This is a genomic window from Saccharospirillum sp., assembly GCF_039982735.1.
Taxonomy (GTDB): Bacteria; Pseudomonadota; Gammaproteobacteria; order Pseudomonadales; family Natronospirillaceae; genus Saccharospirillum.
This window is the reverse complement of record NZ_JBDWXV010000010.1, coordinates 154,820-179,758: the sequence shown is the minus strand read 5'-3', so window position 1 is coordinate 179,758 and position 24,939 is coordinate 154,820. Positions and strand designations below refer to the sequence as shown.

General features: G+C 55.5%; 16 protein-coding genes. 9 read left to right on the top strand and 7 right to left on the bottom strand.

All coding sequences use genetic code 11. The features are described from left to right. The first annotated feature begins 137 nt into the window (after window positions 1-137). Window positions 138-2,357, top strand: a complete 2,220-nt coding sequence (locus ABJT94_RS07665; RefSeq protein ID WP_348476384.1) for a DUF3578 domain-containing protein — start codon at window positions 138-140, stop codon at window positions 2,355-2,357. Window positions 2,358-2,374: 17 nt separating this feature from the next. Next, window positions 2,375-3,427 (top strand): 5-methylcytosine-specific restriction endonuclease system specificity protein McrC, encoded by a 1,053-nt coding sequence (mcrC, locus tag ABJT94_RS07660; RefSeq protein ID WP_348476385.1) that lies wholly within the window; start codon window positions 2,375-2,377, stop codon window positions 3,425-3,427. Between the two features lie 46 nt (window positions 3,428-3,473). On the opposite strand, the gene recD is transcribed toward mcrC, so the two are convergent. The 3 genes from recD to ABJT94_RS07645 form a co-directional block, all read right to left on the bottom strand. After that, a complete protein-coding gene (gene recD, locus ABJT94_RS07655; RefSeq protein ID WP_348476386.1) occupies window positions 3,474-5,336 on the bottom strand; it encodes an exodeoxyribonuclease V subunit alpha in 1,863 nt (620 codons plus the stop codon). Next, the gene (recB, locus tag ABJT94_RS07650) at window positions 5,333-8,842 is read right to left on the bottom strand and encodes an exodeoxyribonuclease V subunit beta (protein ID WP_348476387.1); all 3,510 of its coding nucleotides are present in this window, start codon (window positions 8,840-8,842) and stop codon (window positions 5,333-5,335) included. The genes recD and recB overlap by 4 nt, the downstream gene beginning before the upstream one ends. 391 nt (window positions 8,843-9,233) lie before the next feature. After that, on the bottom strand, window positions 9,234-9,719 hold the full coding sequence (locus ABJT94_RS07645; RefSeq protein ID WP_348476389.1) for a VOC family protein: 486 nt from the start codon (window positions 9,717-9,719) through the stop codon (window positions 9,234-9,236). Window positions 9,720-10,281: 562 nt separating this feature from the next. Between ABJT94_RS07645 and ABJT94_RS07640 the strand changes: the two genes are divergently transcribed. The 3 genes from ABJT94_RS07640 to ABJT94_RS07630 are packed head-to-tail and all read left to right on the top strand — an operon-like array spanning window position 10,282 to window position 12,977. Next, complete coding sequence (locus ABJT94_RS07640; RefSeq protein ID WP_348483093.1) at window positions 10,282-11,223, top strand: HEXXH motif-containing putative peptide modification protein; 942 nt, start codon at window positions 10,282-10,284, stop codon at window positions 11,221-11,223. Window position 11,224: 1 nt separating this feature from the next. Beyond that, window positions 11,225-12,442 carry an MFS transporter gene (locus ABJT94_RS07635; protein WP_348483092.1) on the top strand — a complete coding sequence of 406 codons (1,218 nt, stop codon included), beginning with the start codon at window positions 11,225-11,227 and terminating at the stop codon, window positions 12,440-12,442. Then, window positions 12,420-12,977: a DUF6817 domain-containing protein gene (locus ABJT94_RS07630; RefSeq protein WP_348474630.1), complete on the top strand. Its 558-nt coding sequence runs from the start codon at window positions 12,420-12,422 to the stop codon at window positions 12,975-12,977. The genes ABJT94_RS07635 and ABJT94_RS07630 overlap by 23 nt, the downstream gene beginning before the upstream one ends. 129 nt (window positions 12,978-13,106) lie before the next feature. Here the strand turns inward: ABJT94_RS07630 and ABJT94_RS07625 are convergent, their stop codons facing one another. From ABJT94_RS07625 to recC, 4 genes are all read right to left on the bottom strand, one after another. Next, a complete protein-coding gene (locus ABJT94_RS07625; RefSeq protein WP_348474634.1) occupies window positions 13,107-13,592 on the bottom strand; it encodes a HipA domain-containing protein in 486 nt (161 codons plus the stop codon). Between the two features lie 50 nt (window positions 13,593-13,642). Beyond that, window positions 13,643-14,602: a hypothetical protein gene (locus ABJT94_RS07620; protein WP_348474629.1), complete on the bottom strand. Its 960-nt coding sequence runs from the start codon at window positions 14,600-14,602 to the stop codon at window positions 13,643-13,645. A gap of 109 nt (window positions 14,603-14,711) precedes the next feature. After that, entirely contained in the window at window positions 14,712-15,197 is a 486-nt protein-coding gene (locus ABJT94_RS07615; protein WP_348474628.1) for a VOC family protein, read from the bottom strand. A 790-nt stretch (window positions 15,198-15,987) separates the two neighbouring features. Then, window positions 15,988-19,284, bottom strand: a complete 3,297-nt coding sequence (gene recC, locus ABJT94_RS07610; RefSeq protein ID WP_348474627.1) for an exodeoxyribonuclease V subunit gamma — start codon at window positions 19,282-19,284, stop codon at window positions 15,988-15,990. 187 nt (window positions 19,285-19,471) lie between these two features. Between recC and ABJT94_RS07605 the strand changes: the two genes are divergently transcribed. The 4 genes from ABJT94_RS07605 (at window position 19,472) to ABJT94_RS07590 (ending at window position 24,884) form a co-directional block, all read left to right on the top strand. After that, window positions 19,472-20,185 carry an AzlC family ABC transporter permease gene (locus ABJT94_RS07605; RefSeq protein ID WP_348474626.1) on the top strand — a complete coding sequence of 238 codons (714 nt, stop codon included), beginning with the start codon at window positions 19,472-19,474 and terminating at the stop codon, window positions 20,183-20,185. Beyond that, entirely contained in the window at window positions 20,182-20,496 is a 315-nt protein-coding gene (locus ABJT94_RS07600) for an AzlD domain-containing protein (protein WP_348474625.1), read from the top strand. Before ABJT94_RS07605 ends, ABJT94_RS07600 begins: the two co-directional genes overlap by 4 nt. A gap of 147 nt (window positions 20,497-20,643) precedes the next feature. Further along, window positions 20,644-21,756, top strand: a complete 1,113-nt coding sequence (locus tag ABJT94_RS07595) for an efflux RND transporter periplasmic adaptor subunit (RefSeq protein WP_348474624.1) — start codon at window positions 20,644-20,646, stop codon at window positions 21,754-21,756. A gap of 2 nt (window positions 21,757-21,758) precedes the next feature. Continuing rightward, on the top strand, window positions 21,759-24,884 hold the full coding sequence (locus ABJT94_RS07590) for an efflux RND transporter permease subunit (RefSeq protein WP_348474623.1): 3,126 nt from the start codon (window positions 21,759-21,761) through the stop codon (window positions 24,882-24,884). Window positions 24,885-24,939: the final 55 nt, after the last annotated feature.

The window sequence follows — 24,939 nt, the reverse complement described above, 5'->3', positions numbered from 1 at the left end:
AATATACCGAGCTGTATTCGGGTTAGGTGGGTTGTTGTCGCATCGGTACCCGTAATCAAACGTACCAAGAGGCCAGGCCTGTGATTCATATCCAGTAATTTTACTGCCAGAGTCTTAGATTTTAGTAAGGAGGAGCTATGAGTCGTTACTGCGGGCCTATGGAAGTGGAGGCGACCTTGTCGGCCGCCGAGCAATGGTACAAGGCAAGCCTGCTAGAAGGGCGATCGATGTTTGGCCTCGGTGATATCTGGAATATGGAGTCACTTGAGGGGTTGATGACGTATTTCGTCAATAACTTGGATTATGGCGAGGGAAATTTTTTACAGAAGCTGGAAAAACAGTTAGAGCCCGCCACTAAAAACACAAAGCTATTGTGTGCTGAAATAATGTGGTTAATGCTGCTGGCGCCTGACAACATCGGCCCTGGTAAGAAACGCGAGAACATAGAATCGATATTATCTTGGGCTGAGCAGCCGTTGCCAGAAACCCCATCGCTACTTAGTGATGATGTTTTGGCGGGTATAGGTAGTGGTGGAACAGCGTATAACAATCACCGTTGGCGAGAGTTGGTGTATTGCATCAATTTGTTCCACCGGTTGATGTCGTTGCCAGACAGTGAGCGAATTCATCTGACTGAGGATGGGAGCCATTTTGCACAGTGGCTTGAAGCCGTGCCTGATAATGACAATAGGCAGTTCCGCCATATGCTGTTGTACTTGCTGTATCCCGATTCGTTTGAGCGCGTGTTTGGTAGCTCGGATCGCACTAGAATTATCAAGGCGTTCAAACCAGAGATAACCGGTAACATCAGCAAACTATCTCCATACGAGATAGATCGAGAGCTGACTGACATTAGAGCCAGTCAGGAGGAAAAATACGAAACGAGGCAGCTAGACTGGTATGTACCACCGTTGGTCGCAATGTGGAAAAACACAACGAAATCGCAAGAAAGTACTAAGAATGAATCTATCTACCAAACCTTACTCACTTTTATAGAGCAGGCTCATACTGAGGCTCTGCGTACAAAAGATTACCCAGGTACACATGCGGGTCTAACCATGCGCATCAGTTTTGGTGCTGGCAACCAAGCTCATGTTCCTTGGGTAGGTTTCTTGGCCAAGGAGCAAACGCCCACCAAAGGGATATACCCAGTTTACTTATACTACAAAGCGGATCGGACATTGATTTTGGCAAAGGGCGTTAGTTCTACCAGCCAACCTCTATTGATGTGGCCAAAAGTCGAGAGCGCACAAACCGTCGACGACTATTTTAGGGAGCAGTTGGGCAAGCCGGCGATTCGTTATGGAGATTCCTATGTTCACGCCGTGTATGATTTGTCAGAAATTTTGGACAAAGAACAAGTGGATGCCGACTTGGCTGAGCTGATTCTAGAGTACCGAGAAATAACAGGTACACAACCAACGCCAGAATCCAGTACACCACCAGCAACGAATGGCATGGGCGTCGAAGAAGAAGAGCCAGAGTATGTCACCGTAGACTCGTTAATGAAGGATGTGTTTGTTGATAGGGTCGAAATCAAGCGCATGCTGAGTCTTCTCCGTTTGAAGAAGAACATCGTACTTCAAGGCCCACCCGGCGTCGGTAAGTCGTTTATAGCGAAGAAACTGGCATATGCGTTAATGGGAGAGAAGGCCCAGCACAGGATGGATATGGTTCAGTTCCATCAATCCTACGGCTACGAAGACTTTATTCAGGGATATCGACCTAATGACGCGGGCTTCGAATTAAAGAACGGGCTATTCCATCAATTTTGTTCAAAGGCTGCGAACGACCTCGACAACACCTACGTTTTCATCATTGATGAAATCAACCGGGGCAATTTGAGCAAAATCTTTGGCGAACTCATGCTACTGATCGAGGCCGACAAACGTGGGCCTGGTTGGACAGTGCCACTGACGTACAGTAAAGATCTGCGCGAACGATTCTATGTGCCCGAAAATGTTTACCTCATTGGTCTGATGAATACTGCAGATCGATCATTGGCCATGGTGGATTATGCCCTGAGGCGTCGCTTTGCATTTGTTGATCTAAAACCGGAGTTTGAAAGCGAAGGCTTCACCCGAGCGCTCCGTGGTGCAGGTGTTGAGGATGCGATGCTAGAAAAAGTCGTTGGTCGGATGAGTACACTCAATGAAAAAATTGCTCAAGACAGCGTTAATCTTGGCAAAGGTTTCTGTATTGGTCATAGCTTTTTTTGTGGAGGTTCTGGTACGGGCGTCTATGACAACGAGTGGTATGAACAAGTCATTGAGTATGAGATCGGGCCGTTAGTTCGAGAGTATTGGTTTGATAATCCTAGTAAAGCGGGTGCAATCATCGATGACTTGCTTGTTTAAGGGTCAGCAGGAGCTGGATGGTGAAAGACAACATACCAATACAGAATCTTTATTATTTGCTGGTTTATGCGTGGGACAAGCTAGATGAGGCTGCGGTGGTCGACGTTAGCGGCCTAGACGTTACTAGGCAGGTGGACTTATTTGGGTCCGTTTTGATTCAAGGCATACGTCATTTGTCCAGGCGCGGGCTTGAGCAAGGCTATCATAGCCGGAGGGAGACGATTCCTGGGGTGCGTGGTCGGATTAACATGGCAGTAACCGCGAGCCGAGCGCTGCCCCCACAAGGATTTGTTCATTGTGAATTTGATGAGCTGACATTCAACACGCTGAGTAATCAGATTCTTCGCTCTACCATCTACCACCTATCGTGTGTTTATGAAGTAGATCCGAGTCTCAGGCATCAATTGAGCAGGCTCTATCAGCAGATGGATGGCATTGATTGCCCGCCCATACGGAAAAGCCTATTTCGACAGGTGCAGCATCATGGTAATGCGCGCTTTTATCGATTCCTTTTAAGTGTGTGTGAGCTGGTGGTCGATAGCCTGTTGGTAGACGAACAGTCTGGCCGTTATCGGTTTCGTGATTTCGTGAGAGATGACAAAAGAATGGCCTCGGTCTTTGAAGCATTTCTTTATAACTTTTACCGTATTGAATGCAGGGGAGTGGCCGTAAAGAAGGATAGAATAAAGTGGATGCAAGATGAACCCACCAAAGAGAGCTCAGAGTACTTGCCAACCATGGAAACAGATATTTCCCTGCGAAACGGAACCAAGACGCTGATCATCGATGCGAAGTATTACACAAAGACTTTAACGACGAATTATGAAAGAGAAAGGGTTCATTCGAGCCATTTGTATCAGCTGTTTGCCTATTTGAAAAACCTTGAACAGCGTCAAGGCCCCGATGCGACTGCGGAGGGCATGTTGCTTTATCCTGCTATTAATAAGCGATTGAGGCTAGACTACAAGATTCATGGCCATCGAATGAAAGTGTGCACGGTTGATCTATCGGCACACTGGACGACGATAAAAGAAGAGTTGCTAGAGCTGACAGACTACCTAAACTCCTAATAGAGGCCGCTTAGCTGCAATACGACGTCAGTCAGGATATATTCTGCTATCGAATTTGGTCTTTCAGCCCCGAATGCCGCGCCACTCGCTGACGTACCCCCTCACACCAAATCCCCTCACCCCCAACAACGAACAACTCCCGCTTAGCCCGCGTCAAGCCGGTATAAATCAACTCCCGGCTCAACAACCCCATCGCCTGCTCAGGCAACACCATCGCTACCCGCTCGAACTCAGACCCCTGGGTTTTATGAATCGTCATTGCATACACGGTGTCGAACCGGGGCAAGCGCCCGGGCGCCAGTGGCCGGTAGTCGCTGTCGCCGGTCTGGAACCAGGCCATTAGGTGGCCTTTAGTGTCGTCGGGCCAGATGAGGCCGATGTCGCCGTTATAGAGGCCTACGCCGTAGTGGTTTTCGGTAATCATGATCGGCTGGCCCTTGAAGAAGGGGGCTCGGGTTGGGTTCAGGGCTTTGAGTATGCGTTCGTTCAGGGCTTCTACGCCCAGCGGGCCGACCCGGGCCGGGCACAGCAGGCGGAACTGGAACAGGGCGTTGAAGGCGTCTGTTTTGTTGGCGGCATCGGCAATGGGGCGGTACCAGTGGTCTACCCAGTGGCTGATCTGTTGTTGGGCTTTGTCTGCGGGTATCCAGGCCAGGTCTTCGGCGTCGCTTTTCAGGGTGGCGAGGCTGGCTTCGGCTTCGCCGTTGATGACCTGGTTGGCCAGGCGGCCGATTCCGCTGTGCTGGCCGAAGCGGCGGCTGTGTTGAAGGAAAGTGAGAAAGTTTGGAGCTGCGAGCTGCGAGCTTGTAGCGAGTGGGACTGTTAGGCCTAGAGTTTTTAGGGCTTTGGCTCTTTGTTGGCTGTATCCCGGGTGGGGGCGTTGGGCCAGGTCTGCCAGTACGGAGCCTGCGGCTACGCTGGGTAGTTGGTCGGCGTCGCCGAGGAAGATGACTTTGGTGTGTTCCGGTAGGGCGCGGAACAGGCGGGTCATCATCGGTAGGTCGACCATGGAGACTTCGTCGACCAGCAGTATGTCGCAGTCGAGCGGGTTGCGTTCGTTGTGGCGGAAGTCGAGCCGGTTGGGGATGACGCCGAGCAGACGGTGCAGGGTTTTGGCTTCATCGGGAATGCTGTTCAGGGTGAGCATATCGATGCTGCCTGCGAGGTCTGTTTTGGCATCGCGGATCGATTCGGCCAGGCGCTGGGCGGCTTTGCCGGTTGGGGCGGCCATGAGTATGTTGAGGTCGTGCGGGCTAGTCATGGCCAGCAGGGCGAGCAGCCGGGTGACGGTGTAGGTTTTGCCGGTACCGGGGCCGCCGGCGATGATGTTGAAGCCGTTGAACAGGGCGTTGGCGGCGGCGATGGCTTGCCAGTCGGGTTCTGCGGTGGCGCCTTTCTTGGCGAGCGCCGGGAACAGGGTGTGCAGGGCGGCTTTTGCGGCTTTGGTGTCGATGGCCTCTGCGCTGGCATCGGCTTGCAGGCGCTGGCGTAATTGGGTGGCCAGTTCCTGTTCGAATTGCCAGTAGCGGCGCAGGTAGAGGCGGTCGTCTTCGAGCACGATGGGGGCGTTGTCGTCCGGGCCGATGGGGAGTGCACTGAGTTGGGCTAGCCAGTCTTCCAGGGCCGGGAAGGTGTAGCCCGGTTTATCGTCGCTCTGCCATTCGGTTTTGCCGGCCCAGGCGGGCAGGTAGAGGCAGCTGTGGCCCTGCTGCAGGGTGTGGCTGGCGCCGGCGATGCTGTGGAAGAGCCAGTCTTCGGGGCAGTTGAGCCAGTCGCAGAGTTGGGCGGCGAGATACAGGTCGATGTTTTGGATGTTGGCCAGGCGCTGGCGCGCGTTAGCGAGCAGTGGCTGGGTGGTTTCCTGTCGCCCGGTGGGCTGATCTGCAACGGAGTGTGGCTGGCTAGTCATACTGGGGTCTCCGTGCCGGTGAACAGGGTGTCGAGGGCGTGTAGGGCGGTTAGGTCCGGGGCGCGGTGGTAGATGCCGGTGGTTTGGCCCTGGGTCATGCCGCGCAGGTAGAGGTATTGTACGCCGCCTAGGTGTTGTTCGGGGCTGTAGTCGGGCAGGCGGGTGCGCAGGTAGCGGTGCAGGGCCAGGGTGTAGAGCAGGTATTGCAGGTCGTAGAAGCTGGCGTGCACGCTCTCAGTCAGGGCGGCGTCGTTGTAGTCGGCCAGGCGGTCGCCGAGCCAGGTCGATTTGTAGTCGACCACGTAATAGCGGCCCTGCCACTGGTAAATCAAATCGATGTAGCCGTGCATCATGCCTTTCAGGCGGGGCGGTTCGGGCAGTGATACGCCCATAACAACGCCTCCGGGGCCCATTGGACTCGATACGTTCCGGTGCTTCGCCAATATGCGGGCCAGGCCCTGGCCGTTGCTCGCCATCGGGAAATAGAAGGCGGCTTCGCGCTGGGTGTGGGCCCGGCTGAGGTCGGCCAGGCAGGCGCCGCTGGGTAATTCGGTGTTGAGAATGTCGTTCAGCCAGGCCACCAGAGCAGGGCGCAGCGGGCTGGTGCCTTGGGGTGTTGGCTCGTCGGTGTTGGCTTGGGCGTCTCTGGGCAGCAGGGCGGGGTAGCGGTGTTCGGCCCAGGCGAGTTCGGTGTTGAAATCCGGCTGTTCGAAGTCGAGCCGTTCGAGCACGTCGTGCAGCAGGTTACCGGCTTCGGCGCCCCGGGCAAGCCGGAACCGCAGCGGGCGGTCTTGCGGGGCGACCGGGGCTTGTTCGGGTTCGTCCTGGTCGCGGTCCGGTGTGGTCAGGCCACCGTGGCGGGCGTTGCGGGTGAGCGCCGAGAAGGAGCTGAGCCACCAGTCGCGTTCAATGCGGCCACGGAACACGGCGGCGTGGGCTTTGGTGGGTGTGGCTTTAACCGGTTCGGGTGCGTCGGCCAGCGGGGTATCGGCCAGCGTGAGTACCGCACCGTTGCCGTGTTGGGCGAAGTCGTCGAGTTGTTCGGTCAGGGCGCCGAAGGTTTTCGTTTGCAGGCAGCGGGCGAGCGGTGACCGGGCCAGTTCCTTGAACTCGGCGGCCATGATGTAGAGGCGGCGCTGGGCTCGGGTGGCGGCGACGTACAACAGCCGAATGTCTTCGGCGGCCTGTTCTTCATCGAACCATTCGCGTTCGGTGTCGGTCGGGTTCATCGCGAGCACGGCGTTGTAGTCGGTGCGGTCGTGGTAGCGAATCAGCATCGGCGGTTGTTTGGGTTTGCTGCGCCCGTAGCTCACGAACGGTAGAAAGACGATGGGGTATTCGAGCCCCTTGGCGCCGTGCTGGGTGATCACCTGAATCAGGTTGGCGTCGCTTTCCAGCCGCAGTTGGGCGATGTTGGCCAGGGTGTCGTCTTGCCGGACCTGGTCGAACCAGTGCAGCAGTTCCCAGGGTTGGCGGTGTTGCTGGCTGGCCTGTTGCAGCAGTTCGAGCAGGTGCAGGCTGTTGGTGAGCGTGCGTTCGTGGCGCTGGGGGTGCGGGCGCACGTGGCGCTGGAACAGTTGCAGCGCCATGCTCATCAGGCCCTGGCTGAACCAGCGCTCGCGCAGGGTGGTCAGTTCGAACAGAGCTTCGGCCCAGGCGTGTTCGTCGTTTTGCAGTTGGAACAGCCGGTCGGTGTCGTACCCGAACCAGGGCGTGGCGAGCGCGGCGATGAGGGCGCGGTCGTTCTCGAGGTTGAGAATGCCGTTCAGAGCGAGGGCCAGGGTGTCGGCTTCCGGGCTTTGCAGAACGTTGTCGCGTGCGCTCAGGTACACCGAGGCCAGTTGGTGCTCGCGCAGGGCGGCTTGCAGGACCTCGGCTTCGGTTTTGCTGCGCACCAGTACGGCGATGTCGCCGGGTTGCACCGGGTTGTCGTCGAGCCGGGCTTCAGCCAGCAAGCGGCGGATCTCCCGGGCCGACCAGTCGGCCAGGGTATCCAGAGCGGTGCGGCTGTAGCCTTTGGGTTCGTCTTCGGTGGCGGGCAGCAGGCACCATTGCACGGCGCCGCGATCGGCCGGGTCGTGAATGTCGGGCATGTCGGTTCGGCCCGCTTTCACCGGCAGGTAATCGATGCCGAACCCGAATACGTCTGCGCCCGATGCCCCGGTGCGAACCTCGCCGTTGGCATCGAGCGGGTGCGCGCCATAAAACAGTCGGTTGTAGCCCTGCACCACGGCCGGGTGCGAGCGGAAGTTGGTGTCCATGTGCCAGCGCTGGTCGGCGTCGTTCCGGGCTTTCAGGTAGGCGAACACATCGCCGCCGCGAAAGCCGTAAATGGCCTGTTTCGGGTCGCCGATCATGCACAGCAGGGTTTGGCTGCCTTTGGGGTACAGGGCGTCGAGAATGGCGTACTGGTCCGGGTCGGTATCCTGAAATTCATCGACCAGGGCGACCGGGAATTGCTCGGCGAGCTTGGCGGCAAGCACGGGTCCGGCGTCGGCGTCTTGCAGGCGCTGGCGCAGTTGGATGATCAGGTCGTTGAAGTCGAGCTGGTCGAGCCGGTCTTTGCTCGCGAGCAGGTGCGCGCGGGCGAAGGTAATGCCCTGCCAGGCCCACCAGGCTTTGTGTTCGCGTTCCATGCCGGCCAGTTGTTGGGCGAGCGCTTGCAGGTGCGGCAGGGCGGCTTCTTTTTTGGCGGTGCTGAAGGCGTCTTTGTTGAATTTTCCGGTGAACACCTCGGGCACGGCACCGGGCCAGGGCTGGCGGCTCAGTTCGGTCAGTTCATCGAGTTTGGCTTGCCACTCAGCGGTGCTGGCGTCGCCCCGGCGGGGTTTGACGTTCAGGGTGTAAAACGCCTCGGCTTCTTCAGCCCAGTGCTGGCAGAAGGCGTTCCATTCGGCTTGCGGGTCCGTCAGTTCCGGTTCGGCAACGGTTTCGCTGCCGCCGATGGTGCGGCCCCATTCTTTGGCGAAGTCGTCCGGTGTCGCCCAGTAGCTTTGCAGGTGTTCGAAACCATCGCCGCGTGCTTCGCGGCGGAACCAGTCCTGCAGGGCTTCGAGAATAAGCGCGCTGCTGTCGGCTTCCATCTCGGCGTGAAAGCTGATGCCGCTGGCGAAGGCTTGCTGGGTGAGGGCGCGTTTGCAGAAGCCGTGAATGGTGTACACGGCGGCTTCGTCGAGGTTGAGCAAGGCGTTGTGCAGCAGGGCGCGGGCTTTGGGGGCCTCGATGCGGCTGGCGAGTTCGGTAAAGAAGGGCTCGTTTATCTCGCCCCAGTGGTCGTGCGCCTGGCGAATCAGCTGGCCAAGGCGGCCTTTCAGTTCGGCGGTGGCGGCCTTGGTGAAGGTCATCACCAGTATCTGTTCAACACTGAGCTGTTGCTCCAGCAGCAGGCGCAGGTACAACCGAGTGATGTTGTAGGTCTTGCCGGTGCCGGCGCTGGCCTCAATGAGTTGGCGGCCTTGCAGAGGCAGCGTCTCGGCTTTGAGTTGCTTGGGGGCTTGGTCCAACATCAGCGTTCGGGGTACCGGTTGCGTTCAGGGCATTCTGGCAAGGTGGGGGTGGGTGTGCAAACTAAATGGAGGTTGGTTTGGCTTTGGTGCCAGGGGACGTGTCCGGTGGCGTAACCCAAGTTTCGGAGTTCGAGTTGGCTGCAGTGCCATGAGTCCGCGCCGGATAGCAGGGCTGCTCTTGCGGGGGCGCCGTGAATACCTCCATGTAGGCTTAACTTCGGCATCCATGCCTCAGATACCCCCGCAAGAGCAGCCCTGCCACCCGTCGCTAACCTGTAGCGAACTCCGAAACTTGAGATGTAATCACCGGCAGTCCCTTTATTTCATTATCGGTGTCCGTCAACCAGGAATCACTCTAGCGGCCTTATCCGGTGAGGATTAGTGTGAAGGTTCAGCCGCGACAAGCCGCCTCAATGGTGGCGATATCGATCTTCTTCATCTCCATCATCGCTTCGAAGGCGCGTTTGGCAATGGCAGGGTCGGGGTTGGTGAATGCTTTCGTCAGCGCGACCGGAGTTATCTGCCACGACAGCCCCCACTTATCCTTACACCATCCGCACATGCTCTCCTGCCCGCCATTATCGACAATGGCGTTCCAGTAGCGATCCGTCTCGGCCTGGTCATCGGTGGCCACTTGAAACGAAAAAGCCTCGCTGTGGGCGAATGCGGGCCCACCGTTAAGCCCTAAACACGGGATGCCCATAACAGTGAAGTCTACAGTTAGGATGTCCCCTTCTTTTCCTGAGGGGTTGCCTGCCGGAGCACGATGTACGGCCTGCACTGACGAATCAGGAAAGGTCTCGGCGTAAAACTGGGCCGCCTCTTCGGCACCGCCGTCGTACCAGAGGCAAATTGTGTTTTTGGATGGTGTGCTCATGATGTATGTCCTTGCAGTGACATTTCGGGCATTCCAGCGCAGGGTCACCGCACCTGAATGGAGACAGGGAGTCAACGGGCTGGTCTCGCGGCGCCTTTTATAAAATAGTCGAACGGGGTGCTGGAGCATCGACAGGGGGATGTAAAAAATATCATTTACAACCAGCGATTGCTTGTTGTTTAAATCGTCGTTAAAAGACGATATTTGAATGTTCTGGTGGTGCCTGGACCGATAACGTTGAAAAACCTTTGGTGCTGTGGTGAATTTTGTGAAGCATATAGCAATATGCTTTCGAATCAGATCACAAGATTGTCTTTTTTCCTAAAACACTTATTGAACGATGGTTTAAGGCTGGTTACTTTCTAATTGCTCTTGCCAAGGAACAATATCATTAATTAGCCAAAAGGAAATGCAAATGACTATTGACACATCAAAACTTCTCAAAAGTAAAAGTCAGGCCGCAGCTACGTGGGTTGTAAACGATAAGGCTTGATTTAGTATTTTAGCCTTTTGGCCCGGTTTTAAATACCGGGCCTTTTAGTGAAAAGGATTGGTGAGATTTATGAACGCAGACATTGTCAGCGGGGACTATAATTATCTCGAACTTAAGAACTCCCTTGTTCAGCCATTTGTGGAATCTGTCAATTATTTAATGAAGCAGTTTTGTATAGGAGGGAAAGAACCTGTAATTTTCTCTTGGCAAACTTTTGCGCAATACAACTTGGCTGTTGAAGCAGTCGAGAGTGGTCAGTATAAATTAGGAAAAGAGTTAATTAAAAATGTCCTAAAACATAAGAAAGGAAAAATCAGACGTAATTTCGATTTGGTGCCATATTCAAAAGAGTTTTTAGAAGCAGACTATGATCTAGTTCAAGAAATGCTAAGAAAAGATGACAAAGGGGTGGTTGCGGGAGAGCTAACAAGCGAAGCGTTGTTCATGTTAGAAAAAGAGAAGGCAAATAAGGCATTAGACATTATTGCCGCGAAACTTCCCAATTCCGAACGCGAATTAAAGACCTTTATCCAGGAAATAGCGTTGTGTGCTAAAAGTGAAGGATATCATATCCGTTCCGCAAGCAGTTATTACACTTATGGCCTCGTCTTAATACTTGCTGATGAGAAGAATACTGTATCTTATTACGTAGAGCATATTATTCATGAATTAGCTCATCACCTGCTATTTGCATACAATGGTGCAGATGAGCTTGTCTTAAATCCTTCGGAGGAGAGGTTTCCTGCGCCTTTGAGAGATGACTATAGGCCTATGTTTGGACTGTTCCATGCCCTATTTGTCCTTGTAAAATCCTATGTCGCACTCGATCAATGTAAAGACGTGCTTTCATATAATCATGGAGAAAATGTTGATGACCGCCTTATGGAATTATCAGACCTCATACTCAATACCCATGAAATTGTATGTGACAATGGAATATTTACTAAGACAGGAGAACACATACTATCTTTGATCACGAAGCAAATGATGACTCTCGGACTGAGGCACTAGAATGAAACAGTTCCTAAAGCTAAAATCAACAGAAGTGTATTTTACAGTAGTTATTAAGATATTACTTGCACTGGCGATATGGCTTACTCTGGAGTCGGCACCTTTGCTAACTATTTGGTTGCCTGTAGCATTTTTCTCTTCACGAATATTTCTTGGAGGTTTTTTCCCGAACGTATCAGATAATATTGATAAATATACGTTTATCTTGATTCTTCAATTGATTATGTTCCCTGCGTTGGTTTCATACTTATATTTCATCAATACAGAAAGCTATGGCTACCTAATTTTAGTGATATTTCTATTAGGTGTTATAGATGCATATTATGCCCCAACAGTAAACGCATTGATCCCTGATGTGGTACGTGAAGAACAGTTACATTCAGCATATCGAATTTCTTTCTTCTTGATGGCAGTATCAAATGCAGCAGGCTTAACAATTGGATTTGCTGGATATGAAGTTTTCAACCTAAATTATTTGATTTTAGTTCTTTTGGCAGCATGTGTGCCAATGTTCGCATTAAACTTTGGTTTGAGAAAGGTATGTTTTGATTTTGAGCCGTCAAAATTATTTGTGAATCCATTGAAAAACTTTCGTGAATACAGAGCTGTAAAATTTGAGTTCGAGTGGTCTATTTGTTCATTGATTATTAATTCCGTAGTTGTGGCATTTTCAACCTTTATAATTCCTTTAGCTGTAAAAGAGGTAATGGATGCTTCATCAATATATGTAGGGTTGATGGAGGCCGCTGTTTCCCTGGGGGTAATAATAGGTTCTATTTATGTTCATAAAGAGCTTTCTCGGTTTTTATCTGATCGTGTATTGGTTATTGCCAGCCTATTGGTACTGTCCTTCTGCTTCTTATTGTATTCATTTGCACTAAATAAGTTCGCTTGGATGATTACATCCATAATTTTTGGTGTAGCATTGGTAGTTAACAATACGACGGTGGAATCAAAAAGATCAATTGCTATTAGTGAAAAAAATAGAGGGATGTTTCAAACAATTCATTCCTTGCTGATACAAGCAGGAGTGCCTGTCGGGCTGCTCATTTCAAAGGTAATCTCAGACAGATTATCTATCGAGGTTTCTTTGGTAGCTGGTTTTCTAACGCTATTCGTCGTGGTTGTTTATCTGGCATGTAGTAAGCACACCACTGACTTTTTGAGAACCCCATTAGACAAGATTGGCGGGTATTATGACAGGCATTATGGGTACTGAATCTATAAAAGACAGAGACTATCAGTGTGAGCAGTATAGACTGGGTATTTCCTTGCTAAAGGAGCTTGAATACCATAAGCACTGCTTGTACGAACGAACGCATATGGCACATGCCATAGAAACTTATAATCTTTTGTCTAAATGGGGCGAAGGGTTCGATACATGTTTGGCAGGCCTTTTACATTCTGTATATTCCGAGGAGAGTGGTTATGGCAATGGAGTCGCTAACATCAATCAATTAAAAGGGTATGGAATTAATTCGAATGCTGTGGAATTGGTTGGTATTTATGAGTATATTCAAAAATTACCTAGTAGCCATGAAAGGTTTTTTGAACTTGAAAATAAAAAGCAATTTCAGATGGCAAGTATACTTATAGCAGACATGACAGACCAAATTGATTGGTGTTATATAAAGAATGATATCGCTCCTAAGGAAGATATTATTAATTTTTATAAATGTAGGGAGTACGCTTTACGTTATTGCTCTAGAGAGGCGTTAAAATATATATCCAAGATGATGGATGCTATAATTTAGCCAGTAATTTCTGAGTTATTTTTTCTACTAATGCCTATATAAGAATTGCTTAATATCTTTGGCACTGTCCAGAAAAACTTTTTCCATGGCAACTCCCACCTCGGAAAAACTAGGGTGGGATTGGCGGTATTACTGAATGAGCTGTGCATGCTGCTGAAGGCTTTTACCGGTGGTTTGCAGCGCGTTGCGAATCTCGGAGTGCGATAGACTGCATGAGCTACGGCCGAAAGTGACCAGGTAGTTTAACGGCCACCAGACTTTGCGACCGGCCAACGTCAGGGCCGGTACGTCCTGGCTCAGGTAGGGCACGGTCGACACGATATCGTAGGTGGGTGCCAGTTGGCGTTCGCCGAAGGGCTGGTAGTATAGGATACCGAAGTTTTTTAAGTGGGCATCGCCATTACGGACCGCCCAGGAGACCAGGACCGACAGGAACAAGGCGTGCAGCCCTCTTTTGCGATGTAAAGGCGAGAGGAACGCAACCAGGGATTTCGACAGTTGCTCATAGCTACCGGAGTATTTATCTTCGGGTGTCCGGCCTTGCAGTACGCAGCCGTCTTCAAAGCCCAGCCATTGGCCGGTGCCGGTTCGGTCGAAGCGCTTCATGATGAACAGTTGACCATCGGCGGATAGATCGTACCTGCCAGAACAGTCACCGTTGATCCTTATACCACTGGCAGTTGTTTGAAATGCTTTAACACACGCATCGCCCGCAGGGTGTTCCAGCGACTGGCGCCGCCCGTCCGCTCCATAGTGAAATGAACCTTGCCAGGGTGCCTGGCCTGAACGGGCCAGGTGCCGTCCTTTCTGCGTTTTTGAAGGAGAACATCCAGCGCATCTTGCATGCGTTCGTCGTAGTCGACGCCTGCCTGCTGGAAATAATCCAGGGCTCGTAAGATGTCAAAGCGCCAGCGGGACGGGTATGACAGCATAAGCAGTTTGGGATCGAACACCTCGCCGGTTCGCTGGGACTTGAACAGCCGGTGCCGCAGCAGGAACTCGACCGCCTGCTCTCCTGCTGATAACAAGGTGTCCAGTTGGTACCGATAGCCGTTGGTTCGGTACTCATGTATGCCCTCAAGAACCGACAGCGTTGAGTGTACGGAGCTGTGGACGATTGCCCGCCGGTTGGACTGGCAGTTCCATCCGCCATCCGGCATGTGTTCCGTCATCAGGAATTCCACCACCGAGGTCAGGTCGTCTGCGTTTGCCCCGAAATAGGAGGCATAGTTCAGGAACATACCGTTGATACAGACGTCGCTTTTTTTCGCATCAGTCGCGTGGACGATGCCACCATCTGGCCCCCGGTGCGTTCGAATCACCTGGGCAATCGTCTCCTGCACGGGCGCGAGGTTGGACGCAATGGCCAGGTTTTTGAGGTCCAGAAGGGTGTAGTGGGTAGAGGTCCATTTCATCTGGTAGAAGGCTTCACCCCAGTGCCCTTTCGGATCCCGAAGTTCGAGGAACTGGGCACCCCAGCCTTCGCGGGCAATTCGGGCACGCAGGTCCGGTCGATCCTGTCCGAGCAGGTCTCTATGGGTTTGGTACTGTATGGAGACATCGCCCTCTAATAGCCAGTCAATGACCGATGGGGCCTTATCCGGCGTTGTCGAAGACACTGTCATGGCGCTGCTCTCTCAAGGCGTGACCGTCTCCCAGAGTATAGAATCAGAGGCGGGGCTCGCGTTGACTTGAATCAACAGAACCTGCCTGACCAGTGTCTGACTCTCTGCGTCAGCCGCGACAAGCCGCTTCGACCGTGGCGATGTCGATCTTCTTCATTTCCATCATCGCTTCGAAGGCGCGTTTGGCGATGGTAGGGTCGGGGTTGGTGAACGCTTTTATCATTGCGACGGGGGTTATCTGCCACGACAGGCCCCACTTATCCTTGCACCAGCCGCACATGCTTTCCTGCCCGCCATTATCGACAATGGCGTTCCAGTAGCGATCGGTTTCGGCCTGGTCATCGGTGGCCACTTGAAACGAAAAGGCTTCGCTGTGTTTGAATGTGGAGCCACCGTTAAGCCCGAGGCACGGGATGCCCATGACGGTGAAGTCTACGGTCAGGACTTCCCCTGCTTTGCTCGAAGGGTTATCCGCTGGCGCGCGATGCACGGCCTGAACGGACGAGTCGGGAAAGGTCTCGGCGTAAAAACGGGCCGCTTCTTCGGCATCGCCGTCGTACCAGAGGCAGATTGTGTTTTTGGCTGGTGTGCTCATGGTGTGTCTCCTTGATGTGACCGTTCAGGGCATTCCAGTGCAGCTTTGCCGCACTTGAATGGCGATAGGGCGACAGCGGGCTGAATCCACCGCGCCTCATATCGGATAGTCGAACTGGTTGCGGCAAAATCGACATATGAAGGCAAAAATTTCTTTTATGACCGGTTGCTGTGCAACGGTTAAACGGTTGTTAACAAGCAACACATAAATGTACTGGTAGTGTCTGTACCGATAACTCTTTCACTCGGCTTCCCTGTTCATTCTGACGAGGTCGTTTAGGGTCGGTAGAACAGTAGTTTTAGTGGTTAGTTCGAGCTCCAGAACGGCCAGTACCCGTTCTAGTTTTGCGTAGCCCATTTCGGGTAGGCGTTGGTTTTCGAGCTTGGAGAGCATGGTTCTGTGAACGTTGGATTGTTCGGCCAGGGTTTGTATGGATAGGCCAGCCTGTTTGCGTTTTTTGCGGATGAGTAAGCCCAGATCGCTGAGTTGCATGTGAAAATACGCTACGTTATGGGTTAATTAGGGGCAATTGTAGCTTATATTCACAAATTGGGGCGTTTAGTGAGCCCTTAGTGTCATGAGTCAGAAATTCGTGATGATTAGCCAATGCAGAATTGAAGGACTGTCGGGTGCGCGTACTGGAGGTCGTCTGACCGCAGGGATGCGGGCAGCGAGCCTCCATGGATGGATTTACGGCGTGCCTCCAGTAGGCGTACCCGATAGTCCGATAGCCATCGAAGTCCAAGTGGCCACCGAACTAAATTACCTACCGAATTTCTGACTCATGACACTAAGCCGGAGTCTTCAACTTTTCCTGCGCAAGGTATTCGAACATTGGCGCATAGAGTTCGGTTACGCCTTCGTAAATCGCATCGTGCTCCGGCTGCTCGGGCCAGAACCAGGCCATGTAGGCGTCGTCGCTGAGTCCGTTGCTGAACCAGCCGTCGCCGTACCAGGCTTTGTCGTAATCGGCCGGGGTGTAGTCGCGGCGCTCGCGGGGTTTGGCCATTTCCATGGCGATGTCGGTGTGCCAGGGCAGGGGTTCGCACTGGCCCCGTCGCCAGAAGGCGAGCCAGTGGCCAAGTTCGGTTCGGGCGGTGTCGGCCGTCAGCGGGGCGAAGTTGATTGCGTAGACTTCGTCTTTTTTGCGCTCGCGGAAGACACCCATCGTGATCGTTTCCGATTGGGTGTTGGCCAGTAAGTGGTGCAGCCAGAGGCGCAGATGGTCTTTGCCTTTGGCATCGGCCAGTCGCCAGAACAGCAGTTCGCCGCCAGGCAGTCGCGGTAGGTTGGCGCTTACTGTCAGGCGCTGGTCTGTGCCGATGTCGAAGACGCGTTCGACGGGTTCGTGCTCCAGCTGAGCGGCCTCGAGCGACAGTAAGTGCTCACTGAAGGCATCGGCCTGGGCTTGCCAGTCGGCGAGGGTGTCGTCGATTAGGGGGTTGTCGGGCAAGCGGCCGGAGAGGCGCTCCTTGGTGATGAGGGCGGTCGAATCAGGCAGGGTTGTGTCGAATCGGGCGTCGATTAAACCTTGCTGCAGTTTGTACCGGTCGAGGTGGTTGGCGGCGAAGGGTTCGGCGTCGGTCAGTTCGGGGGCGTCGTCTCTGCCCAGATACAGGCCTAGCCGCTCACGCGCAAACGCGCGGGCCGGGTGCTCGGCGAAGCTGACCAGTTGCTCGATGGTTAAGGCCTCCGGCCATTCGGGTTCCGCCAACACGGGGGTGTTGTTTGGGTTGGGCAGTGGCTGGCCGAGTCGTAACCAGCGGCTGTCGAAACTGGGCCAGGGGTTGGCCGGGTTGGCGTTATTCGGTTCTGATGCATAGTTTTCAGGAGCGAACGGCTGTAGGGGCAGGGCGTTAATGCCGGTGTTTGCGCGCCAGCCGGTAGCGCCTTCGAGGTAGGCGAACAATTCGGTCAGTACCAATGAGGGCTGGCGTTCGGTGTTGGTGTTTACGTCGCGGCCCTGATAACTGAGGTAGAGGGCGTTGCGCGCTGACAGCAAGGCTTCCAGAAACAAATAACGGTCATCCCCCCGGCGCGACCGGTCGCCGAGGCGAGGCGAATCGTTGGCCATTAAATCGAACCCGAGCGGGGGCCGCTGGCGCGGGAAGTCGCCGTCGTTCAGGCCAAGAATGGCGAGCACTTTAAAGGGTACTGAGCGCATTGGCACCATGGAGCAGACGGTGATTTGCCCGGTCATGAACTGGCGGCCAGTGCGGGCGGGGCTGGCGAACATCTGTTGCAGGGCGTGGCGCACCACGGCCAGGGGCAGGGTGCCGGTGAAGCCGGCTTGCTGGCTGTGTTCGCTGAGTTCGCGCAAGGCGTCGCGCAGGTCATCGTGTGCGGCTTCAAAAGAAGCGCCGGTGGCGAACAGGGCGAGGCGCAGTCGTTCTTGCAAAAAGCCTTGCCAGTCGCTGGCGGTGCGCGGCTGGTGCAGGTCGGCGGCCAGGTATTTTAGGGTGTGAACGAAGGCGGCGAGCTTGCCCAGCAGTTGGGCATCGCTGCCCTCGACGTTGGGCAGCAGCAAGCGCTGGCCGAGTACGGTTTCGGTATCGCCCCAGGCAAAGCCGACCAGTAAACGTTCCAGGCCCTGTTGCCAGGTGTAGCTGTCGTTGCGGCCGGTCGGTTGGGCGTTGGCTTGCACGAACTGATGCTGGTGGCGGTCGTCGAGGCCCCAGTGAACGCAGGCGGCGTTCAGCCAGCGGGCGAGCGGGTCGAGGTCGTTCTGGGCCAGGCCGAATTGTTGCTGAATGGCCGGTACGCGCAGCCAGCCAATGACTTGGGTCACCTGGAAGCGGGCGTCGGGCAGTGTTAGCAAATCGAGAAAGGCGGCGACGGTGGGGTCGGCGTCTTTCAGGTTGCGGTCGGCAATGGAGCAGGGCAAGGGCGGGACGTCTTCGCCAATGTCGTCGAAGCGGCGGGCGAACACGGCTTCAACAAAGGGGGCATAGTCTTCGACGTTGGGGCACATCACCAGCACGTCTTTCGGGGTGAGGGTCTTGTTGGCATTGAACTGGTGCAGCAGCCAGTCGTGCAGGCCCTGTACTTCACGCAAGGCGCTATGAGCGCTGCGCATGCAGAGTGATGGGTCACTCACGTCGGTTGGCTGGTCGCGGCCGTCGCGCAGTTTCAGCAGGTCTTGCTGTAGTTGGGTGAGCAGGGTATCGCCGGGGGGTTCCACAAACACCGGGGTTTCGATGTCGGCGCGGTCGCTGAGCAGGCTGACGAACGCCTGGCCCTGTTTGCCGAGGTTGCCGATCAGCGGGTTGCCGACGTCGATGGCCAGGTCTTCAGCGTCGTTGCCTTTTAAAACCCAGTCGGCCCGGCGCCGGGCGGCTTGTTTTTCGCTGGTGGTTTCGCCCCAGTACTCGTCACTGGGGTTGAGGTGAAACAGGTGGATGTCGAGGCCAGCCCGGTCGGACAGCGCCTTTAAAAAATCCAGCCACAAGGGCGCCAGGCTGTTGATGCCGAAAATGAACAGCCGTTCGGGCAACGGCTCGGCCGGGGCATCGAGTTGCGCCATGGCGCGCTTTAACAGGGCGAGCGGGTGGTTTGGGTTATCGCGCACCAGATGCCGCCAGAGTTGCGCCTGCCAGTGGTCGTCTTGCCCGGCTTCCCACTGGTCTATCCAGTCGGGCCGGTACATCAGGTATTGTTCGTACAAGTCGGCGAGTTGTTCGGCCAGTTGGTAGCGACGCAGCGGTTGCTGGCGGCCAGACTGGTTCTGCCAGTAACGCGTGGGCTCGGCAAAGGCGGGTTCGTCGGTAATGACCGGCTGGCCGAGTAAATCGTGTAGGCGCCACACCAGCACTTCGCGCCGGTAAGGCGATTGTTCCGGCACCTGGCTTGCGCCCAGCACCTGGCGAATCAGCGTCCACATTTGCTGAATGGGCAGCGGGAACTCAAGGTTCATGCTGATCTGGCGGCTGGGGTGGTCGGCGAGCTTCATGTTCAGCCAGTGCGCCATGCCCTGGTGCTGCACCAGAATGATGTCGGGCTGCAGCGGGTTATCGACCGGCAGCGCCAGCAGGGTGGCGAGCGGGTCGATCAGGGTGTCGAGTTGGTTGCCGGGCAGAACGTGAAACATGAAGCGAGCTCGTCGGGTTTGGGTCAGTGTAGCAAGCTGCTGGGGTTTGTAGGAGGGCATACTCAGCCGTTGCGGCTGGTACGTTCGCTAAATGCCGAACAGTGAACGCAGTGTCACTGCAATAGAGCTTGAGTGATGACGTCAGCTTGGTTACAACGTCTGCTGAATTCTGGTTTCGGCGGCTTTTGTGTCAGACGCTTCCCTTTCAACGGTTTCGCATTTTTTAGCCGGACTGCGCGCCAGTGCATCCCTGGCCATTGGGTATATTCCGATGGCGTTTTCCTTTGGTGTGGTTGCCCTGCAAGCCGACTTGTCGCCGTGGCAGGCGATGGCCATTTCGATCATTGTGTTTGCCGGTGCGGCGCAGTTTATTCTGGTCAGTTTGCTGGCCGCCGGAACCGGCGGGCTGACGGCACTGGTGGCGGTGTTGTTGCTGAATGTGCGGCATGTGTTTTACGGCCCGGCTCTAGCGGTGCAGCTGACGCGCAAGCCCGGGCGCTGGTCGCCGTTGTTGGCGTTCGGGTTAACTGATGAAGCCTTTGCCACTGCTATGTCGGAAGCGACGCGGCGCAAGCTGCCGCCGGTCTGGTGCGTGGGCGTTGGCATGGGGGCTTACGGTTCCTGGGTATTGGGTACGGCGCTCGGGGTGCTGTTGGGTGCGGGTCTCGGTGACGACGAGGGCTTCATCGGCCAGGCGCTCAGTTTTGTGTTGCCGGCGTTGTTTATTGCGTTGCTGGGGCAGGCCTTTCAGCGTGCTTTATGGCCAGTGGTGGTGGTCAGTGCGGTGCTGACTGGGCTGTCACTGATCTCGCTGCCGGGCCACGTGGCGATGATCATCGGCATGATTGGCGGCGCCCTCGTTCGGCCCTGGATAGGGTCGGCTGAGGAGGCGGGCAAATGAGTTTCATGGCGCTGATTTTGCTTGCCGGTACAGGCACGTTTTTGATGCGGTTTCTGCCATTGGTCACGGGTGCGGGGTTATCCCGTCGGCCGTCGCCGCTGACGCTGATGCTCAGTGCCCTGGGCGTGACCGCCATTGCGGCGCTGATTGTGTTATCGCTGGTCGGGCTCTGGCAGCCGGACCAGGCGCTGGGTTCTGCCGTGCGGCTGTTGGTTGGTGGTGTTTCTGTATTAGTGGCCTTGCGGGTCAGTGGTCACGTGGGCCTGGCGACCCTGGCGGGTGCGGTGGTGTATGGCTTGACGGGTTTGTAGATGGCGCAAGCCACGCGAACAGCGCATGCTGCATCGTGCCCGGCTTTCCCTGTGCAAGGTAATGCAACGTGATTTTGTTTGGACAGGTTGGCCTGATTGTCGGGCTGCTGCGTAATTATGAGTTCGGTTTATTCAAGGAGTATCTGCATGTCCCTCTGGAAGCAAAGTGCGGTGACGCTGGCGTTAATCGTGTTGGCCGGTGGTGGCTGGTTGGTCTGGCACCCTTCAGGAGAGGGTGTGCGGGTGCAACTGGGCCTGGCAGAGGCCTCTGAAGGCGGTGGCGGCGGCGGTCGTCCGGGCTTTGGTTTTGGTGGTGGCGCCACGCTGGTGGTGACCGATACCGTGGGCCAGGCGGTGATCAATGATCAGCTGACGGCCATTGGCGACGGGGCGGCCTTGCGTTCTGTGTCCATAAACCCCGAAGTTGGCGGACGAATCGCTGAGGTACTGAAAGGGTCTGGCGACCGGGTAGCGGCGGGTGATGTGATCGCGCGTATGGATTCCGGCTCCGAACGCATCGCGCTCGATCGTGCCCGGCTTGCCGTGCGCGATGCTGAAAACCGGGTTGAACGACTGACGCGCATGCAGCAGGGCAACAGTATTGCTCAGGTTGAACGGTCCGATGCTGAGTCGGCCCTGGAAGGCGCTCGCTTGCAGGTCAGAGAAGCTGAACTTGCACTGGACCGGCGCACGATTCGAGCGCCCTTTGCCGGCGTGCTTGGCATCGTCTCGCTTGAGCCGGGCACCCTGGTGGGCACGCAGAATGAAGTGGCCCGGTTGGATGACCGGTCCGATCTTTTGGTTGAATTTCGCGTTCCGGAGCGTTTTGTCGGGGCCATTACCGTCGGGCGTGCCATCACGGTGACGCCGGTGTCGAACCCGGGCGCGTTGCTGGAAGGCTCAATTACTGCCATAGACAGCCGGCTGGAACCGGATAGCCGCACACTCCGGGTTCAGGCGCTGATCGATAACGAAGCCGATCAACTCAGGCCCGGGATGTCGTTCGTACTGGATATGCGCTTCCCGGGTGATACCTTTCCCACGGTGAATCCGCTGGCCGTGCAATGGCGGTCTGAAGGCTCTTACGTGTGGCGAATCAACAGCGATGACAGCGCCGAGCGTGTGGACGTGCGCATCATTCAGCGCAATTCCGACGCCGTGCTGGTCGATGCGCCGTTGCAGCCGGGTGATGCCGTGGTCACCGAGGGTGTGCAGTCGGTTCGGGCGGGTGCCACTGTGCGCCAGTCGGACGGAGGCTGATCATGTCTGCAGAACCCAGAATGGCTCGCATGGGGGGCTTTACCGCCCTGTTTGTTCGCCGGCCGGTGCTGGCCCTGGTGGTCAGTGCACTGATCGTCGTATCGGGCATCGCCGGTTTGTTTGGTGCGGAAATTCGAGAATTGCCCGCTGTCGATTCGCCAGTCGTTACCATCAGCACCTCATACAATGGCGCCGCTCCGGAAACCATAGACCGGGAGGTAACCAGCATTTTGGAAGGTGCCGTCTCCCGTGTCTCGGGGATCGATTCCATTTCGTCCAGTTCCAGTTTTGGTCGCAGTCGCATCACACTCGAATTCCGCAGCGACGTGAACCTCGATTCGGCGACGTCCGACATTCGCGATGCCATTGGCCGCGTCACGGGCCGGTTACCCGGTGACGTCGATGACCCGCAAATCATCAAGGCCGATTCCGATGCCTCGCCAGTAATGCGTTTGTCGGTCACCTCGGCCACGTTTTCGATACAGGATCTTTCGTTGCTGGTTGAAAACGAAGTGCTTGATCGGCTGGCGGCCGTGCCCGGTGTTGCCGATTTGCAAGTGTTCGGCGCGCGCGAGCGTATTTTCCGGGTCGATATCGACCAGTACCGGCTGGCGAGTTTTGGCCTAACCGTCGCTGATGTGCGCCAGGCGTTAAGCAATGTGTCGTTTGATTCACCGGCCGGGGCGTTATCGAGTAACGACCAGAGCCTGGTAGTGCGCACCTCGGCTCAGATAAGCGAACCCGAAGACTTCATGGACCTGCGCATCCGCGAGGAAATCCGCATTCGCGATGTGGCCACCGTGACCCTGGGTGAAGACCCGGGCGACAGTGTCTTGCGGGCTAACGGTGCCGCTGGGGTGGGCATTGGCATTATTAGGCAGGCGCAATCCAATACCCTGGAAATATCCTCGGCGGTTCGACAGGCGGTGGATAACATTCAGGACATCTTGCCCGAGGGGGCCAACATCCGGGTATCGAGTGACGATGCGACTTACATTGGCGGCGCCATTTCAGAGGCGGTGAAAACCTTGTTGTTTGCTGTCGCAATTGTGACGCTGATTATCTTTGTCTTTTTGCGTGACTGGCGAGCCACGCTGATTCCAGCCATCACCATTCCGGTAGCGTTGATCGGTACTCTGGCGGCGATTTATCTGGCCGGCTTTTCAATTAATATTCTGACGTTGCTGGCACTGGTTTTGGCCACCGGTATGGTAGTGGACGACACCATTGTTGTGCTGGAAAACATTGTGCGCAAACGCAACCAGGGCATGGGTTCCCGTGCGGCGGCCGTGTTGGGTGTTCAGCAAGTGTTCTTCGCGGTTATCACCACCACAGCAACTCTGGCAGCCGTGTTCATTCCGTTGTCGTTTTTGCCAGGGCAGGCGGGCGGTCTGTTTAGAGAGTTTGGCTTTACCCTGGCCATGGCGGTGGTGTTGAGTTCGGTAGTGGCACTGACACTGTGCCCCATGTTGTCGTCCAGGCTGCTCAAGGCGCATTCGGAATCGCCCGATGGTTCGCCAGCAAAGCGGGGCTTGTTTGATGTGCTGGGTGATGCGCTGCAACGTTTGTTCGTGGCCATTCTGCATTTTTCACTGCGGGCACCACTGATCATTCTGACGATCTCGGTGTTGGTGTTTGCGCTGGCAATTAGCCTGTGGGATCAACTGGATCAGGAAGTCACACCGCCCGAAGATCGGTCGGTGGCGTTGTTGTCGGTTTCGGCACCGCAAGGGGTGAGTCTCGATTTCACCACGCAGCAAATGCGCCGGGTGGAAGAGCTGGTGCAGCCACTGTTGGATTCCGGTGAAATAGAGAATACCTTTTCAATTGCGGGCATTGGTTCCGGTAACCGGGGCTTTATGGTGATGGGGTTGTCGCCACAAGATCAGCGTGAGCGCAGCCAGCAAGAGATTGTCGGGCAAATCAACGGCTTAATGGCGACCATACCCGGCATTCGCGCCTTTGCCATTCAGCCGAACAGCTTGGGTATTCGCGGCGGTGGCCGTGGGTTGAATTTTGCCGTCGTCGGCAGTAACTACGATCGATTGAGCGATACGGCCGACGCTCTGATTGCTGCGCTGGAAGAGAACCCCCGGTTTGGCCGAATCAGTTCCTCCTATGAAACCACACAGCCCCAGCTTTCGGTGACGATTGACCGGGATCGTGCAGCGGACCTTGGCATCAACATCAATGGGTTGGCGGAGGCCATGCAAGCCTTGCTTGAAGGGCGTGAAGTGGGCTCGGTGTTTATTGAAGACCGCAGCTTTGATGTGAAGATGCTGTCGACCACGCACCCGGTCCGCGACCCGAGCGACCTGCAAAGCATATTCCTGCGCACCGGGGATGGGCGCATGGTGCCGATGTCGACGGTTGTCTCTTTGCAGGAGCAAGCCGTGGCGCCATCACTGGCCCGGGAATCCCAGTTGCGGTCAGTTTCGATTACGGCAAGCCTGACGCCCGGTTTTGCGTTGGGTGATGCCTTGCTACAAGCCGAGCGGCTGGCCGAACCCCTGCTGCAGGATGGCATGCGCATATTGCCCTTGTCGGAAGCCGCCGCACTGGATGAAACGTCCAACGCCATGCTGCTGACCTTTGGGTTTGCACTGTTGATTGTGTTTCTGGTGTTGGCCGCACAATTCGAAAGTTTCGTCAGTGCGTTGATTGTGATTTTTACCGTACCGTTCGGACTGGCCTGTGCGATTTTTGCCTTGCTGTTGTCGGGCGTGAGTCTGAATGTGTACAGCCAGATTGGCCTGGTGTTGCTGGTCGGTGTGATGGCCAAAAACGGTATTCTGATGGTGGAATTTGCCAATCAGTTGCGCAACCGGGGGTACGAGGTTCGTGAGGCCATTGAAGAAGCCGCGATCATTCGGTTGCGCCCGGTAATGATGACGATGATGTCTACCGTGCTGGGGGCCTTGCCACTGGTGCTCTCGACCGGGCCCGGTGCTGAAGCGCGCGAAGCGCTGGGTTGGTTGATTGTGCTGGGGTTGGGCATGGCCTCAGTGGCAACGTTGTTTTTGACACCGGTCGCTTATTTGCTGCTGGCGCGTTTCAGCAAACCGCAGCAGGAAGAGCAGGATCGGCTGGATCGTGAACTGGCGGTGGCCGACGAGCAGCTGGCCTGATCGGGCTCGATGGTTTTAGCCGTTGACGTTGGCTACACTCTGCGTACGAGTTGCA